The organism is Neobacillus sp. PS2-9 (assembly GCF_030915525.1).
In the GTDB taxonomy this organism is placed as follows: Bacteria; Bacillota; Bacilli; order Bacillales; family Cytobacillaceae; genus Neobacillus.
In genome coordinates, this window is sequence record NZ_CP133269.1 from 104,932 (window position 1) to 121,432 (window position 16,501).

Here is a 16,501-nt window from a genome sequence, read left to right on the forward strand (position 1 = left end):
GTTCAGGGGAGACCCCGCAGGCGCAGGCGCCGAGGAGGCTCGCCGAAACACCCACGGAAAGCGAAGTGCCTGGAGCGGAAATCAACAGGCAAGTTTAACAAAGTCATTTTTTAGAAAAATGTTCCCTCTTGTATATTTTATCGTGACAAGTGTAAAGACACTTGTTAGAATACAGTTGATTACTAGATTACATTGTATACCTAAAGAAGTGGGATTTGGGTAATAATGTAAGTACAGGCTTTAACATAGGGGGAACAATATGAAAAACAAAAAAGAAATATCAGAAAGAAGGCTGCTCGGAATCGCCGGGATGGGCTGGATGTTTGATGCAATGGATGTTGGTATGCTTTCCTTCATTATTGCTGCCTTAAAGGTGGAATGGGAGTTAACACCTGAACAAATGGGCTGGATTGGCAGTATCAACTCGATTGGTATGGCTGTTGGGGCACTCGTTTTTGGCTTAATGGCTGACAGAATTGGAAGGAAAAATGTTTTTATCATTACCTTATTGTTATTTTCAGTTGGTAGTGGAGCATCCGCATTTGCTTCCACATTAGCTGTCTTTTTAGTATTTAGGTTTATTATTGGTGCGGGTTTAGGCGGAGAGCTTCCTGTAGCTTCTACCCTCGTATCAGAAAGTGTCGCAGTTGAAAAGCGCGGCAGAATAGTTGTGCTGTTGGAAAGCTTCTGGGCAGCCGGTTGGTTGATTGCAGCCATCATATCGTATTTCGTGATTCCAAAGTTTGGCTGGCAGGTAGCTTTATTTATCAGTGCCCTTCCTGCTTTCTATGCACTTTATTTGCGAATGGGTCTCCCTGATTCACCCCGCTTTGAGGCGATTAAGAAAAAAGAAAAAATCTCTGCATGGGAAAGCTTCGCAAAGCTTTGGTCTAAAGAACATAGCCGTCAAACGGCCATGTTATGGATTGTTTGGTTTTGTGTAGTCTTCTCTTACTATGGAATGTTTCTATGGCTGCCAAGTGTTATGGTCATGAAAGGATTTAGCTTAATTAAAAGCTTTGAATATGTGCTGATTATGACAATTGCCCAATTACCAGGATATTTTACAGCAGCTTGGTTTATTGAAAAATTTGGCCGTAAGTTTGTATTGGTTGTTTATTTAATTGGAACGGCCATTAGTGCGTACTTCTTTGGAACAGCTGAGTCGACGGCACTGTTAATGACAGCAGGCATTCTGTTATCCTTCTTTAACCTCGGGGCTTGGGGTGGTCTGTACGCATATTCTCCTGAACAATACCCAACGGTTATTCGTGGGACAGGAACAGGAATGGCAGCTTCCTTTGGACGAATTGGCGGCGTTTTAGGACCATTATTAGTAGGAAATCTTGTTGCACAAAAAGTAGCGATTTCCACGATCTTTACAATCTTCTGTATTTCAATCCTTATTGGTGCATTGGCCGTTTTCGTTTTGGGAAAGGAAACCAAAAAGAAAGAATTAGTATAATAATTAGAAGAAGGAGATTCCCTTACAGGAATCTCTTTTTCACATTAGCAGAGGAAAGAATCATATTTAGACAAAATAATTCATTTGCCGCGTTACTTTCAACTTAAAAGTAATTTTCTATTCACTTTACCGAAGTAAAGCCTTTTAGGGCAGGAAAAGATTAATTTTCATTATTTTCAAAATTATTTTAAAATAATGGACTTTCCTACTAGACGAACCTCTGAATATTTTGTACAATGTTTTCAGAATATTATCTTTATTGCAAACAGTAGAGCAACTATCTTGGGAAAATTTTTTTAAAAAACAGGGGGTAAAGCCATGAGAAAGAAAAAATTAGCTGGTGTTTTTATGTCATTTATGGTAGCAGCAGGCGTAATGGCAGGATGTAACTCGACTACTAGTGGTGATGGTGGAGGAGATACAATTAAAATTGGAGCCAACCTTGAGCTCTCAGGCGGAGTAGCTTCTTACGGTCAATCAGAAAAAGAAGGTATCGATCTTGCAATTGAAGAAATCAATAAAAAAGGTATTGATGGAAAGAAACTAAAACTTGTGACTTTTGACAATAAATCAGAGGCATCAGAAGCAACAAGTGGTGCACTTAAATTAGCCACACAAGACAAGGTTTCAGCAATCATCGGTGCGGCAACAAGTACAAATACGCTTGCACAGGTACAAATTGCGCAGGATAATAAGATTCCATTAATTACGCCAACAGGTACAAACCCTACTATTACAAATAAAGATGGAAAAGTAAGTGACTTTGTTTTCCGTACATGCTTTATCGACCCATTCCAAGGTACAGTTGCAGCGAACTTTGCAGCAAAAGAATTAAAGGTTAAGAATGCGGCGATCCTTATTGACAGCTCAAGTGACTATGCAAAGGGACTTGCAGATGCGTTCAAGAAGGCATTTAAGGCAAATGGTGGGAAAATTGTAAAAGAAGAAGCATACGTGGCAAAGGATACAGATTTCCATGCTACTTTAACAAATATCAAAGCGGCGAATCCAGAATATGTATTCATTCCTGGATACTATGAAGAAGTGGGCCTAATCATTAAGCAAGCTCGTGAAATTGGTCTAAATGTACCACTTATGGGTGGCGACGGTTGGGATTCTCCTACTCTAGTAAAAATTGCTGGCGGCGCGGATCCATTAAAGAATACATTTATTACAAACCACTATTCATCAGGTGATAGTGACAAGAAAGTACAAGACTTTGTTTCGGCATTCAAAGCGAAATATGATGGTAAATCACCGGATGCTTTCAATGCTTTAGGTTATGATACTGTGTACTTTATTGCTGATGCGATTAAGCGTGCAGGAAGCAGTGATTCTAAGAAAATTCAGAAGGCACTTGCAGAAACTGATGGACTTGAGCTTGTATCAGGAAAGATGAAGCTTGATAAAAATCACGATCCAATCAAAGCAGCCGTTATCCTTGAGTACGTAAACGGTGAACAACAATTCAAAGTAAAAGTAAATCCTTAAATTAGAAAAGCGGAAGCGCCTTGTTCAGCCCCGACAGGCAAATGTTCTTCGGCGAGAAAAGTCCGCCTTTTGACTTTTATTGCCGAAGGTTATTTGACCCGAGGGGCTAGGCGCTGGAGCTAGACAGGAAATTGACAGAGCCGCATGATAACGGCCAACAGGTTCAATAAATTTTATAATGGGCAAATGAATAGGGAGCATGGATGTCTCCCTATTCCCATTTTAAGAGCAAGTTGAAGTCCTTTTAAGGGAGTGTTTGGACATGGAACAATTTATACAACAATTAGTCAACGGAATATCCCTGGGGAGCATTTATGCATTAATCGCCCTTGGATACACAATGGTATACGGAATCGTCAAACTGATTAACTTTGCCCATGGGGACGTATTCATGGTCGGTGCATTTATAGGCTTTTATTCTATTACTATTTTAGATTTAGGATTTTTTCCTGCCTTAGTTATTTCCATGGTAGCATGTGCGATTTTTGGGGTGCTGATTGAACGGATTGCGTACAAACCTTTAAGAAACGCGACAAGGATTGCGGCCTTGATTACCGCCATTGGTGTGTCCTTGTTTATCGAATATGGAACGATTTATGCGCGTGGTGCACAGCCAGAAGCATATCCAAGTAATTTGGTTCCAATCAAGAGCTTAGATGTGTTTGGTGTAAAAATTAGTGGACAATCCATCCTTATTTTAGGAACATCCATAGTCTTAATGATTCTTCTGCAATTCATTGTTCATAAAACGAAAATTGGAAAAGCGATGCGTGCTGTTTCTCATGATATGGATGCAGCAAGATTGATGGGGATTAACGTCAATAACACGATTTCTGCTACCTTCGCTATCGGTTCTGCTCTAGCAGGTGCAGCTGGGGTTATTTTTGGAATGTACTATACAAAGATTGAACCACTGATGGGAATTATACCGGGACTGAAAGCCTTCGTTGCTGCTGTTTTAGGCGGAATCGGAATTATTCCTGGAGCGATGGCAGGCGGGTTAGTTTTAGGTACAATTGAAGCGTTTGTTAGTGCGGCAGGCTATTCTTTATGGCGTGATGGAGTTGCATTCATTGTTCTAATCTTAATTTTAATCTTCAAACCAGCAGGCTTATTTGGTAAAAATGTCAGGGAAAAGGTATAGGGGGAGGCTTCTACGATGACTATTTTTAAACAGGCAAAGTTTTTTTGGACTTCAATCGTTTTAGCCGTTGTTTTTGCAGTAGTGATGCAATTTTTAATTACAGGCGGAACACTCAATCAATTTTATGTAAATACACTGTTTTTTATGGGAATTAATATTATTTTAGCGGTAAGTCTTCACTTGATTATTGGGATTACTGGCCAGTTTTCCATTGGACATGCCGGGTTTCTTGCAGTGGGTGCCTATGCATCTGCGATTATGACGATGAAATTAAGTATGCCGTTTCCAGTAGCATTAGTAGTCGGTGGATTAGCAGCAGCAGTTGCAGGTCTAATCATTGGGATCCCTACCCTCCGTTTAAGAGGAGATTATTTAGCCATTGCTACTCTTGGTTTTGGTGAAATTGTTCGAATTGTCTTTTTGAACATTGATTATGTAGGCGGAGCCAGCGGGATGACTGTATCTCATTTGACCACATGGCCGTGGTTGATTGGCTGTGTCGTATTGACGATTATTGTCATTGCCAACTTCACCAACTCTACACACGGAAGAGCCTGTATCTCCATTAGAGAAAATGAAATTGCTGCCGATGCGATGGGGATTAATACTACTTATTATAAAGTAGCTGCTTTTGCGCTTGGGGCCTTTTTCGCGGGAATTGCTGGTGCTCTTTTTGCACATAACTTTTATATTATTCAACCAACCAACTTTGGATTCTTAAAGTCTTTTGATATTTTAATTTTCGTTGTACTTGGTGGTTTAGGCAGTATGTCTGGTGCTGTCATTGCTACCGTCCTGTTGACTATTATCTCTACCTATCTTCAAAACTATCCAGAGGTACGGATGGTCATCTATAGCTTAGTCTTAATCGTAATGATGCTTTATCGTCCACAAGGATTAATGGGCACAAAAGAGATTACTTCATTCTTTAAATCTAGTAAATCCGCTAAAGGAGGAGTACAGCATGGCAGCAAAAACACAGTTGCTTAAGGTTGAAAATGCAGGAATCCGATTTGGCGGGTTGAAGGCGGTGTCTGATGTAAACCTGGAATTAAAACAGGGTGAACTTGTCGGTTTAATAGGCCCAAACGGTGCCGGAAAAACAACCTTCTTTAACCTGCTAACAGGTGTGTATGTTCCGACTGAAGGGAGTATTTCATTAGAGGGAGAAAAATTGAACGGTCTAGCTCCTTATCGGATTACGAAAAAGGGAATCAGCCGTACCTTCCAGAATATCCGGTTGTTTAGTGAATTATCCGTACTTGATAATGTAAAGGTTGCTTATCATTCTCAGTCAAAGCATTCCATTTTCAGCTCCATTCTTCGCTTCCCTTCCCACTTTTCTGGCGAGAAGGAGATGGAAGAAAAGGCGATTGAATTTTTAAAAATCTTTAAGCTTGACGATGTATTACATGAGAAAGCAAAGAACTTACCATATGGACAGCAGCGCCGTCTGGAAATTGCTAGAGCACTGGCTGCGAATCCAAAGTTATTGCTCTTGGATGAACCGGCAGCTGGTATGAACCCGCAGGAAACCGAGGAATTGATGAATTTAATCGCCCTCATTCGCGAGAAATTTTCATTAACCATTCTATTAATTGAACATGACATGCTTCTAGTGATGGGAGTTTGTGAACGAATCTATGTCCTTGACCATGGTCAGTTGATTGCTAATGGTACCCCAGAAGAAATCAGAAATAATCCGAAAGTCATCGAAGCGTATCTTGGCGAGGAGGTCTCTTAATATGCTAAAAATAAAGGATATGAATGTCTATTATGGAAATATTCATGCATTGAAGGGGGTTTCCCTCGAGATCAATCAAGGAGAAATCGTCACACTGATTGGGGCAAATGGTGCGGGTAAAAGTACGCTTTTAAAAACGATTTCTGGTCTCCTGAAGCCTAAGAACGGAGAAATCGTGTTTGAAAATGAACACGTAGCTGGGAAGGTTGCCCAATCCATCGTTAAGAGAGGAATTTCTCAGGTTCCTGAAGGGCGTCGAGTATTTCAAAATATGTCCGTTGAGGAAAATTTAGAATTAGGTGCCTATTTACGAAAAGACAAGAAAGGCATTCGTGAGGATTTTGAAAAAGTCTATCAGCTTTTCCCACGATTGGAAGAGCGCCGTAAGCAGCAATCGGGTACACTTTCAGGTGGGGAGCAGCAAATGCTTGCGATGGGTCGTGCATTAATGGCAAGGCCGCGCCTTTTGCTATTAGATGAGCCATCCATGGGTCTTGCCCCATTGTTGGTAAAAACCATTTTTAAGATCATTGAGGAAATCAATCAGCAAGGAACGACTGTATTACTAGTTGAGCAAAATGCGAATATGGCATTATCCATTGCTGACCGTGCCTATGTCATCGAGACAGGAAAAATAGTGGCTGCAGGTACCGCTGAAGAGCTGAGCCAATCAGACCAAATAAGAGCTGCCTATTTAGGCGGGCATTAAAAAAAGGGGATTGAACCCCTTTTTTTCATTCTTTATACTTTTAATTTTTGACGCTCTGCATCAAGTGTGAATTGAAACCTTTGTTTTGGACTTAATTTCGCTCGAATGATGTTGGAGTAATCCTGATAAAGCTGCTCTAATCCCACTAAAGCGAGTGAAAAGAAATTGGCATAATTCTTTTGAACCTCCCACTTTAGCTCATTCTTTCCGCAAATACTGTATTTATTTAACTCTTCTATCTCCTTTTGAATTTTAACCAATTCCGCTGCCTGATCTCCCTTAGGGAGTGACAACACTTGGTCGATTTTTTCTATATAGGCCATTGATTTCTCAATCTTCCCATTGATTTCTTGATATCCCTCTTGATCAATTAGATGATATTGAAGCTTGAACTCGTTTAATTTATTAGCAGATTCATAGGTGGCATTCACGATATCATCCCTGGTCATATCTTTTGTTTCATAGCTAAGCATATGCTTCCAGGAAGGCTGAGTGATCGCTGTGCGGTGATCTTCAAGGGTGTGGCAGAATTTTTTATAGCCATGAAGCTCTGGATGTTCAAAAGCAGGGCTTGCAGGATCTAGGAATGGAGCAAGCGGTGCCACAAAGTAATAGACTCTTGGATCCTGATGGCAGGCCAGATGAATCGTTTCACAGAAATCGATGTTTTCGATGGCACTTTGGTACGTCTGTCCTGGGATCCCCACCATGAAGAACAAATCGATTTTTTTACAGCCATTCTTTAGAGCAAAGTTAAGGGTGTCTATGACCTTTTGATTGGTACAGCTGAACTTCCCATTGTAACGCCTAATTTTCTCATCATGTGTCTCAAGGGTGATTTCAATACTATATTTGGGCACACTTTCATTCATTTGCTTGAAAAATTCTTCGTCGGCATACTGGAACAGTTCAAAGACGATTTCATTTTTTAGGTTGATTTTTTTAAGGCGGCTAAAAAACTCATTTACATATTCACGACCACCCTGCCGAAGATCGTGAAGAATGAAAATGGGTGCGCGGCTAAACCGTGAAATAAATTGAATGTCCTCCACTAACTTTTTTGGTGATCGTAGGGCAAGTGAATTGCGGTTACAGTTTTGATCATAAGCTTCTCTTGATCCCCCGCAAATCAAACAGTTTTGTGTACATCCTCTCGCTGTTAACAGCGCTGTGTTAGGATATTGAAGCCATCCGTTATAAGGAAGGGGGTCAAGGAAATTTCGGTATTTGAAAACGGAGCGAATGGTGTAGCGATAGCCAGGAATGTCTATATCATCTAAATCCTTAGGTACATACGTAATTGGATTGTTGCCGTACTCACTGCCTTTTTTCCAAGTTAAATTGGGTATATCAGCATAGTGAGTGTTCCCTGCCTCAATTTTGTTCATCAGGAGAAGCATCAGCTTTTCGGTAGAGTCGCCACGCATAACAAAGTCGATAAATGGATAGTCAATTAACTCTTTATGATAATAGGTGGCTGATAACCCGCCAAAAATGATGGGTGTTTGCGGATGAAGGGTTTTTACTATTTTGGCAAGTTCAATGCTGCCATGTGCATGCGGGAGCCAATGAAGGTCTATTCCGAATGCTTTTGTTTGGATTTTGCTTAATTTTGCTTCGACATCAAATGATGAATTCATCAGCATCCGATTGGCAATATTGATGATCTTTACCCGCAGGCCATATCTTTCAAGGTAATCCGCAATACTTGTCAATCCAATGGGATACATTTCAAACACAGGTGATGACGGAACAACATCACTTATTGGGCCTGCAAGCAAAGCATTTTTCCTAAAGTCGTACACACTGGGTGCATGCAGGAGAACTAAATCATATTTCATAATTTCACCTCTTAAAATAGATGGTTGATTTGTGAAGATATTCACAATGGAGTATAAGGTAGGGTTTATAATTTTAGTTTACTATACTTATTGGTTGATAGAGTGACAAACGGGTGACAATATTTGGGTGATTTTGTGGATAAACCCAGTTGAATTTAGGACCCTAACCATAGACTTGTACTCATTAATACAAAGGTAGTAGAGAAGAATAATCCTTTTAGCAAATATAAAAAAAAGGGAAACTGTGCCATAATCATTTTACAAGCCGGAAACGGTTTGGCCCAGTATCGGTCAGTGTGTTTCATTGGACCGGTCTGGGTTTTTCTTTGTAATAAAAAAGTATAAAATTCGACTTCGAGAATTGTCCAGCTCTAGCGCCTAGCCCCTCGGGTCAAATAACCTTCTGCAATAAAAGTCAAAGAACGACTTTTCTTGCAGAAGAACATTTGCCTGTCGGGGCTGATCAAGGCGCTTCCGCTTTTCTTTGTCCTATTGGGAAATTTCAGCTTTATTTTTATTATCATGGCTCCTCTTTTATTGTGTTTATAGAATATTTCCATTAAACTAACAGTAATTAACAGAAAATTTAGATATCAAATCAAAAGCGGATGAAGGAGAGAAATGAATGAATAATTCGTCCAATTCGCAAAAAAAGGAACGGTTATCCAGGTACTTTTTACTGTGCGTCTCCCTTATTGGCATTTGGATCTTTATCCAATTTGGACTAGCAAAAATAACGGCACCTAATGAAACAATGATTCTTGCTTTATTAGTTGTTTTTCTACTGATTGTCGAGTTTTTTCCATTGCCAGTTTGGAAAGGCACCGTTACGATTTCCTTTCCACTCGTGTATGCCATTTATGTAATGGATGGCCTTTCATATACAGTTCTTTCCTATGGATGTATCGTGGCAATGATTAATCTATATAAAAGAAGGCCGCTCAGGATTGTGTTTTTTAATCCTGCCTTGCTACTTATCAGTTTTTATACTGCACACTTAATCAGTCAATGGTTTTTATCATTTTTAACAATTGAACTACAGTCAAGATTCCTGCAAGGAGTTCTTCACTTTAGCCTGCTTATCCTGCCTTTTTATCTTGTTAATAATTTAATTGTTGATGTATTGCTTACGATTAGACCTCAGCTCTATAACTTCCGTATATGGAAGCGGAAAACGCTGCAGGAATTGAATAGTTTCCTACTTTCATATGGATACCTAGTCCTTTTTTATTTTCTTGGAAATCAAAATAGAGGAGAAATTGATGTCTTTTCGTTCTTTTTCTTTTTTGCTCCATTAGTGTGCTTTGCACTATTAAGTTCCATTATTGCTAACTTAAAGAAGGAGAAATCAAAATTAAAGGCACTATTTAGTATCTCTTCTGAACTTAATAAAAAAATTGCAGCACCAGATTGGTTATCTTTTTTAGCCAATAATCTTCAGGAATTTATAGATGTGGATGCCTGGATTTTATGGAAAAGAGAAAAAAAGGGTTGGAATCTAAGGTTTGCCTCAGGATTAGTTATGGATGAAATCATTTTAACAGATGAAGCGGCTCTGGCGTTTGATAAAACTAGGCAGTTAACCGTTTACCATCATACGAAAAAGGACGCGGGGCCTGCGGGAAAAATATTTTCAGAAGAAGTGGGGTCGTTATTATATGCCCCATTAGTGCTTGAAAATGAGCTGGTTGGTATGTTTGTCTTTGGAAGAGTTCGGTCAAAAAGCTTTACGGAAGAAGATAGGCAGTCAGCGGCTACCCTTGCCAATCAGTTAGCCGTCTTAATTAAGACGAAATGGCTGTTTGCTGAACAGGAAAAAAGGCTGATTTTAGAAGAAAGAAATCGAATTGCGCGTGATATTCATGATGGGGTGGCTCAATCATTAGCAGGGGCCATCATGAATTTGGAGACAGCCACTCGGAAATTCACTAAAATGCCAGATGACTCGTTCCGACTAATGGTAGAAAGCACGGAAAAGCTGAGGAGAAGCTTAAAGGAAGTTAGGGAATCGATCTATGCTCTTCGCCCATATCCAACAGAACGCGTGGGGCTGCTGTCGGCAATTGCCTCAAAAATCAGCGCGATTCAACGAGATTCAAACATGGACATATCATTTGATACCCGCGGCCCTGAGTTTCAGCTCAGCCCTATGGTGGAAAAAATTATATTCGATATCTGCAAAGAGAGTATGCAGAATGCCCTTAAGCATGCAGAGGCAACGAAGATTGACATTTTATTAAGCTATCAAAAGGAGCATGTTCTATTAAAAATTAAGGATAATGGGAAGGGATTTTCATTATTCCAGGCGATGATTAAAGCAAGGCAGCACCCCCATTTTGGAATCCTGCATATGAATGAGGCGGCGGAGAAAATCCAAGCTTCGCTCCAAGTAGACAGTAAAGAAGGAGCGGGAACAGAGATTACGTTAACCGTACCAAGAATGGGAATTGAAGGGAGTGATTTACGTGATCAAGCTTATGCTAGTCGATGATCATGCGGTATTGCGTGATGGTCTTAAAAACATAGTAGGAATGGAAGCCGATATTGAAGTAGTGGCAGAGGCGGTAAATGGGAATGATGCGATTGCGAAGGTGGATGAGATTCTACCGGATGTCATTCTAATGGATATTAATATTCCTGAAAAAAATGGCATAGAAGCAACAAGTGTGATAAAAGAGCGTTATCCGGCTGTTAAAATTCTCATTTTGACTATGCATGATCATGATGAGTTCTTTATGTCAGCCATCCGCGAAGGGGCGGATGGATATCTTCTGAAGGATGCTCCTTCACAGCATGTCATTGATGCGATCCGTGCGGTTGCTAATGGTCAGTCGGTTATTCACCCTGCTATGACAAAGAAGTTCCTGGGTTTCCAACAACAGAAGGCAGAGCCTATCGAAGAAAAGACCGACTCCGTGCTGACCGGAAGGGAAAAAGAAGTGCTTTTGTGTCTGGTTAAAGGAATGAATAACAAAGAGATTGCGCAAAGTCTATATATCAGTGATAAAACCGTAAAAATCCATGTCAGCAACATCTTCAAAAAACTCGGCGTAAAAAGCCGTTCACAAGTCGTCATCTACGCCGTCCAAAACCAGCTCGTCCCATTAGCATAAAAGGAAACTGTAAAGGGGGTCAGACACCATGTGAATCCATCACATGATGCCTGACCCTTTTCTGCTTACTGGAGCGGAAGGCACGAAGACCAACAGGACTATGTCCTATAACTTAAGTACGAAAACAAATTAGTACTTATTCTTACGGTAATTACTCCCTTTGCTGAATAGTGTTATCGTCTCCTTTTTTAGACAATAGACCTAACAACTATTAGTAGAAAAGGGGAATGGATTGTGAAAAAGAAAAGGTGGTTATCAGTCTTTCTTACTCTCGTCATACTAGTATCACTTGTAATTCCTGGTCTATCAAAAGCGAACGCTGAAGGGACATCTGCTATCATCGATAGTAAATTGCTCAAAGCACTCGATACAGCCGTAGACCCATTACAGGTCATAGTGACCTTTGATGGAAAGGGCGCTCCAACAAAAGACCAACTTAATCTGTTAAACAGTCTAGGAATCTCCAAAGGACTTTCAATGAATGCTTTACCAATGGCGGGGATACTTGCAACGAAGGATCAAATCAATAAACTCGCTGCTTCTCCGGGAGTAAAGTCGATTTATTTAAATCGTAAGCTCACTTATTACAATGCAGATGCGACCAGTTTAACAGGGGTAGATAAAGTACGAACAGATACAGCGATGCAAAAGGCAAATGGAGGATTGCCGATAACGGGAAAAGGGATTGGTGTGGTAATCAACGACAGCGGTGTGGATGGAACGCATAAAGATCTGCAATTTGGCAGTCACCTAGTCCAAAACGTAATGGCAAGTACAAATTTAAACAGCTTGGAGCCTAGTTTACTGCCAATCACTTATGTAGAAAATGTGCCAAACACGGACTCTAATTCGGGACACGGTACGCATGTTGCCGGTATTGTTGGCGGGACAGGAGAAAGCTCAAAAGGGAAATATGAAGGGGTTGCTCCAGGTGCTAGTTTAATAGGTTACGGTTCAGGTGCAGCCCTCTTTGTTCTTGATGGCATTGGCGGTTTCGATTATGCTATCACCCATCAATCTGAATATAATATTCGAGTGATTACAAATTCCTGGGGTTCATCAGGCGACTTTGATCCTAATGATCCGATTAATATAGCCAGTAAGGCAGCCCACGACCGTGGCATTACCGTCTTATTCGCAGCAGGGAATGAAGGGCCGGGAGAAAACACCCATAACCCTTACGCAAAAGCTCCATGGGTCATTTCTGTGGCTGCCGGAGAAAAAGATGGATCACTGGCAGATTTTTCTTCAAGAGGGACAAAGGGAGTCGGTGGTACCTTTGAAATGGATGGTAAGACGTGGACATGGAAGGATGAACCGAGTGTGACCGCACCAGGAGTCGATATTATTTCAACTCGAGTTCTCGCCCCCGTCTCAACGTTAGGTGCAACAACAGATGCGGAGCTAATTGAACCAGCCTACCTGCCATATTATACAGCCATGAGTGGTACCTCTATGGCAACACCGCATGTGGCAGGGATTACTGCGCTCATGTTAGAGGTAAAGCCCACGTTGTCACCAGATGAAATCAAGAAAATTTTACAGGATACAGCTACAAATATGCCTGGCTATGAAACATGGGAAGTGGGCACCGGCTATGTGAATGCCTATGCCGCACTTGATGCTGTCCTGTTTGGAAACCAATATGGCACAACCGTAAACGCCTATCAAACATTCAATAGCAATGTTAAATCAACAGTCACGAGATCTCCTTTTGAGGTGGAGTATAATCCAATATTATTATCGTCAAACACCTACTCATTTTCAGTCGCAGAAGGAGTTTCCCAACTCTCTGCTCGAATGGATGCAACCGGATTGCTTGGGCAAACAGGAAACCCTGTGAATCTCATTTTAGTCGCTCCAGACGGGACAGAGTATAGCTCGGGAATCAGCTTATTGTTCGCCCTTTATCCTGATCGGACGGCTTCCGTCAATTCACCCATGGCTGGAGAGTGGAAGGTTAGAATTGACGGGCTGCATGGCGACGAATCTAACCCAGTTGGTGTTGGATTGCCCGAAACCATTCAAGGAACGGTTTCTATGGCGAAGGTGAGCGGCTACACCGGCCTGAAGGATATTTCTGGCGATCCTGCAGCTTCTGCCATCCAAATGGCTGTAAGTGAAAGACTGGTTGATGGATATGCGGATGGATCATACAAACCAAAGCAAAACCTTTTACGAAAGGAACTAGGACATTATTTAGTCATGGGGACTGGAGTGAGGCAAAGCCAGACTCCAGCTTTAAAGGATGTGTCAGCAGGTGATGGGCCATTTGCGAAAGCAGTTGTGGCAAAAGGAGCGGTCATTCGTGATGCGGTTCAAACACAGGGTGGCGTTATGCTTCTCGATACAAACGGCAATTTTAATCCAAACGGTGAGGTCAACCGCGCAGAACTGGCATACTCCCTTGTTCAAGCGCTTGGATTAGAAAAACAAGCCAAAGAAAAAACAGGAGATGTGACGGTACTTTACAAGGGTGAACGAGTTCCAATTAAGGATAGCTCCTCTATTCCCGTAGCGCTTAGAGGTTATGTTCAATTGGCACTTGACCTGAACATCCTTAATGCCATCTTCCAGGTGAAACAAGGAACATATGATTTAGTCCCAACCGTTGAAGCCAGCTTTGAGCCAAGCAAAAAGGTAACAAGAGGCGATTATGCGGTCGCCGTAACGCGTTACTATCAGGCCTGGTTTCAATAATAGGAAGGAGAGCTGTCACAAGCAGCTCTCCTTTTTAATGGAAGAAATTGATATACTATAATTAGTATAAATAGTTAGAGGATGATGATCATGGCACAAGCTAAAACCAATGCAATGCGCATACTGGATGCGAAGAAAATCAAGTATGACATGCTTACATACGATAATAAGGATGGAAAAATTGACGGGATTTCTGTAGCGGGAAAAATCGGTCGGGAGCCAAAGGAAGTCTATAAGACGCTCGTGGCACAAAGCCCAAGCAAACATATTTATGTGTTCGTCATTCCAGTTGCCGAGGAATTGGATTTGAAAAAGGCAGCAAGAGCAGCGGGTGAAAAAAGCATGGAGATGCTTCCTGTAAAGGATATTCAAAAGTGGACAGGCTATATCCGTGGTGGCTGCTCCCCTATCGGGATGAAAAAAGAATACAAGACCTTTTTGGACGAAAGCTGTAGCGAGTTGCCTGAGATGGTGGTCAGCGCAGGGAAGATTGGCGTTCAAATAGTAGTGGAGCCTAATGTATTAAAAGAAGTAACAAAGGCAGAGATTCTGGACATCATTAAATGAGAGGCTGTGTTAAAGAACAATGTTGATTTTTATACCCTGTTGATTGGAGCGGAAGGCACGAAGACTCCTGTGGGAGTACGGTTCAGGTGAGACCCCGCAGGCGCATGCGCCGAGGAGGCTCGCCGAAACGCCCACGAACCGCTCGCGCCTGGAGCGGAAATCAACAGACAAATTTAACAGAGCAAAATGAGAATAAAATGAATTTTTCCATGGGCACTCACCTATAACCCAGAAGCGCATATGATAGGGTGTAAATATCTCACCTAATAACTGGCCATTAAATATGACTAGAGGATAAACGAGGCGCAGTTGAGTAGCGTAAAAGGGAGTGTTGATAAGTGGCAGGGAAAATTAGAAATTATTTTGCTGGCGGGAACACAGCCAGAGGTTTCCATAACCTTTACGATTCCAATCTTCAAGGACTAGATCGGTTGTTTATTTTAAAAGGTGGTCCAGGGACAGGTAAATCTTCATTGATGAAAAAAATAGGCAACGAATGGGTGGAACAGGGCTATGATGTAGAGTTTTTACATTGTTCCTCTGATAATAATTCCATTGATGGCGTGCTCATTCCAGCGTTAAAAGTCGGGATCGTTGATGGAACCGCACCGCATGTCATTGAGCCGAATGCACCTGGAGCAGTGGAAGAATATATAAACCTAGGTGAAGCCTGGAATGCCCGTGCTCTTAGTGTGCAAAAATATGTGATTCAAAAGCTCACCAGACAGATTAGCCAGTCCTTTCAAAAGGCCTACGCAACATTTAAGGAAGCATTAGAAATTCATGATGATTGGGAAAAAATTTATATTAATAGTATGGATTTTAAAAAGGCTGATCAATTAACAAAAAAATTAATTGACACCTTCTTTGGGAAAATGAGATTGAATAAAACGCCTGATGTCCGTCATCGATTCTTAGGTGCAGCGACACCTAAAGGCGCGGTTGATTTCGTTCCGAACTTAACAGAAGAGATTCCTAAACGCTACTTTATTAAAGGGCGCCCTGGTTCCGGGAAATCAACGATGTTGAAAAAACTAGCAGCTGCGGCCGAGGAACGTGGTGTGGATGTAGAGATTTATCACTGCGGCTTTGATCCAAATAGCCTCGATATGTGTATTTTCAGAGAGCTCGGCATCGCTATTTTTGATAGTACGGCACCACATGAATACTTTCCGAGCCGTGATGGCGACGAAATCCTCGACATGTATGAACTTTTGATTGAACCTGGAACAGACGAAATTTTTGCTGATTTTATCAGTAAAATTTCTGCTAAGTACAAAAATAAAATGACTGAAGCGACCAGCTATCTAGCTAAAGCAAAAGAGTTGCACGATGAGCTTGAAGAAATTTATGTAGCTGCGATGGACTTCTCGGTTGTTGAAAAAATTCAAAGTAAAATTGCTGAGGAAATTAAGAATTTAGCGGCTTCTACCGTTTAATAATAGCATGTTAAAGGGGTCAAACCGCACTACATCATAGTGGGGTCTGACCCCTTTTCCTGTTTATTTCTTTTGTTTCTTCTTTTGCGTATGATTGCTTTTTTTGCCCTTACTGTTATCGCCACTTACAAATTCAGTCGCAAACTCTGCTTCCGCATGCCCTGCTTGAGGGGAATTTTGATTTTTGCTACCTTTGTTGTATTTCTTAGTCATGGTTCATCCCTCCTTGTTATTTGTAGTTTGCTGTTTGGATGTGTTTTCATGCTAATAAATAAAGGGTAAACTGGA

General features: G+C 41.2%; 13 protein-coding genes. 11 read left to right on the top strand and 2 right to left on the bottom strand.

Annotated elements, in window-relative coordinates:
- The first annotated feature begins 259 nt into the window (after nucleotides 1–259).
- The 6 genes from RCG25_RS00505 (at nucleotide 260) to RCG25_RS00530 (ending at nucleotide 6,553) form a co-directional block, all read left to right on the top strand.
- Nucleotides 260–1,465, top strand: a complete 1,206-nt coding sequence (locus tag RCG25_RS00505; protein WP_308081728.1) for an MFS transporter — start codon at nucleotides 260–262, stop codon at nucleotides 1,463–1,465.
- A gap of 318 nt (nucleotides 1,466–1,783) precedes the next feature.
- Nucleotides 1,784–2,956, top strand: a complete 1,173-nt coding sequence (locus RCG25_RS00510) for an ABC transporter substrate-binding protein (RefSeq protein ID WP_308081729.1) — start codon at nucleotides 1,784–1,786, stop codon at nucleotides 2,954–2,956.
- Between the two features lie 262 nt (nucleotides 2,957–3,218).
- Nucleotides 3,219–4,100, top strand: coding sequence for a branched-chain amino acid ABC transporter permease (locus tag RCG25_RS00515; RefSeq protein WP_308081730.1), 882 nt, complete (start codon nucleotides 3,219–3,221; stop codon nucleotides 4,098–4,100).
- 15 nt (nucleotides 4,101–4,115) lie between these two features.
- Complete coding sequence (locus tag RCG25_RS00520; protein WP_308081731.1) at nucleotides 4,116–5,090, top strand: branched-chain amino acid ABC transporter permease; 975 nt, start codon at nucleotides 4,116–4,118, stop codon at nucleotides 5,088–5,090.
- Complete coding sequence (locus RCG25_RS00525; RefSeq protein WP_308081732.1) at nucleotides 5,065–5,844, top strand: ABC transporter ATP-binding protein; 780 nt, start codon at nucleotides 5,065–5,067, stop codon at nucleotides 5,842–5,844. The genes RCG25_RS00520 and RCG25_RS00525 overlap by 26 nt, the downstream gene beginning before the upstream one ends.
- Before the next feature lies 1 nt (nucleotide 5,845).
- Complete coding sequence (locus RCG25_RS00530; RefSeq protein ID WP_308081733.1) at nucleotides 5,846–6,553, top strand: ABC transporter ATP-binding protein; 708 nt, start codon at nucleotides 5,846–5,848, stop codon at nucleotides 6,551–6,553.
- Between the two features lie 32 nt (nucleotides 6,554–6,585).
- On the opposite strand, the gene RCG25_RS00535 is transcribed toward RCG25_RS00530, so the two are convergent.
- Complete coding sequence (locus RCG25_RS00535; protein ID WP_308081734.1) at nucleotides 6,586–8,394, bottom strand: TIGR04190 family B12-binding domain/radical SAM domain protein; 1,809 nt, start codon at nucleotides 8,392–8,394, stop codon at nucleotides 6,586–6,588.
- A gap of 625 nt (nucleotides 8,395–9,019) precedes the next feature.
- Here RCG25_RS00535 and RCG25_RS00540 point away from each other — a divergent pair.
- The 5 genes from RCG25_RS00540 (at nucleotide 9,020) to RCG25_RS00560 (ending at nucleotide 16,213) form a co-directional block, all read left to right on the top strand.
- Nucleotides 9,020–10,885 carry a GAF domain-containing sensor histidine kinase gene (locus RCG25_RS00540; protein ID WP_308081735.1) on the top strand — a complete coding sequence of 622 codons (1,866 nt, stop codon included), beginning with the start codon at nucleotides 9,020–9,022 and terminating at the stop codon, nucleotides 10,883–10,885.
- The gene (locus tag RCG25_RS00545; RefSeq protein ID WP_308081736.1) at nucleotides 10,860–11,507 is read left to right on the top strand and encodes a response regulator; all 648 of its coding nucleotides are present in this window, start codon (nucleotides 10,860–10,862) and stop codon (nucleotides 11,505–11,507) included. The genes RCG25_RS00540 and RCG25_RS00545 overlap by 26 nt, the downstream gene beginning before the upstream one ends.
- Nucleotides 11,508–11,741: 234 nt before the next feature.
- Nucleotides 11,742–14,207, top strand: a complete 2,466-nt coding sequence (locus RCG25_RS00550) for a S8 family serine peptidase (protein ID WP_308081737.1) — start codon at nucleotides 11,742–11,744, stop codon at nucleotides 14,205–14,207.
- A gap of 90 nt (nucleotides 14,208–14,297) precedes the next feature.
- The gene (ybaK, locus tag RCG25_RS00555; RefSeq protein WP_308081738.1) at nucleotides 14,298–14,774 is read left to right on the top strand and encodes a Cys-tRNA(Pro) deacylase; all 477 of its coding nucleotides are present in this window, start codon (nucleotides 14,298–14,300) and stop codon (nucleotides 14,772–14,774) included.
- Nucleotides 14,775–15,112: 338 nt separating this feature from the next.
- Nucleotides 15,113–16,213 (top strand): PRK06851 family protein, encoded by a 1,101-nt coding sequence (locus tag RCG25_RS00560; protein WP_308081739.1) that lies wholly within the window; start codon nucleotides 15,113–15,115, stop codon nucleotides 16,211–16,213.
- A gap of 63 nt (nucleotides 16,214–16,276) precedes the next feature.
- Here RCG25_RS00560 and RCG25_RS00565 read toward each other — a convergent pair whose 3' ends face one another.
- Entirely contained in the window at nucleotides 16,277–16,426 is a 150-nt protein-coding gene (locus tag RCG25_RS00565; protein ID WP_308081740.1) for a hypothetical protein, read from the bottom strand.
- Between the last annotated feature and the right edge of the window lie 75 nt (nucleotides 16,427–16,501).

Excerpts from the sequence above, each read along its gene's own strand:
- RCG25_RS00505 (WP_308081728.1), top strand. The coding sequence starts at position 260 with ATGAAAAACAAAAAAGAAATATCAGAAAGAAGGCTGCTCGGAATCGCC.
- RCG25_RS00510 (WP_308081729.1), top strand. The coding sequence starts at position 1,784 with ATGAGAAAGAAAAAATTAGCTGGTGTTTTTATGTCATTTATGGTAGCA.
- RCG25_RS00515 (WP_308081730.1), top strand. The coding sequence starts at position 3,219 with ATGGAACAATTTATACAACAATTAGTCAACGGAATATCCCTGGGGAGC.
- RCG25_RS00520 (WP_308081731.1), top strand. The coding sequence starts at position 4,116 with ATGACTATTTTTAAACAGGCAAAGTTTTTTTGGACTTCAATCGTTTTA.
- RCG25_RS00525 (WP_308081732.1), top strand. The coding sequence starts at position 5,065 with ATGGCAGCAAAAACACAGTTGCTTAAGGTTGAAAATGCAGGAATCCGA.
- RCG25_RS00530 (WP_308081733.1), top strand. The coding sequence starts at position 5,846 with ATGCTAAAAATAAAGGATATGAATGTCTATTATGGAAATATTCATGCA.
- RCG25_RS00535 (WP_308081734.1), bottom strand. The coding sequence starts at position 8,394 with ATGAAATATGATTTAGTTCTCCTGCATGCACCCAGTGTGTACGACTTT.
- RCG25_RS00540 (WP_308081735.1), top strand. The coding sequence starts at position 9,020 with ATGAATAATTCGTCCAATTCGCAAAAAAAGGAACGGTTATCCAGGTAC.
- ybaK (WP_308081738.1), top strand. The coding sequence starts at position 14,298 with ATGGCACAAGCTAAAACCAATGCAATGCGCATACTGGATGCGAAGAAA.
- RCG25_RS00565 (WP_308081740.1), bottom strand. The coding sequence starts at position 16,426 with ATGACTAAGAAATACAACAAAGGTAGCAAAAATCAAAATTCCCCTCAA.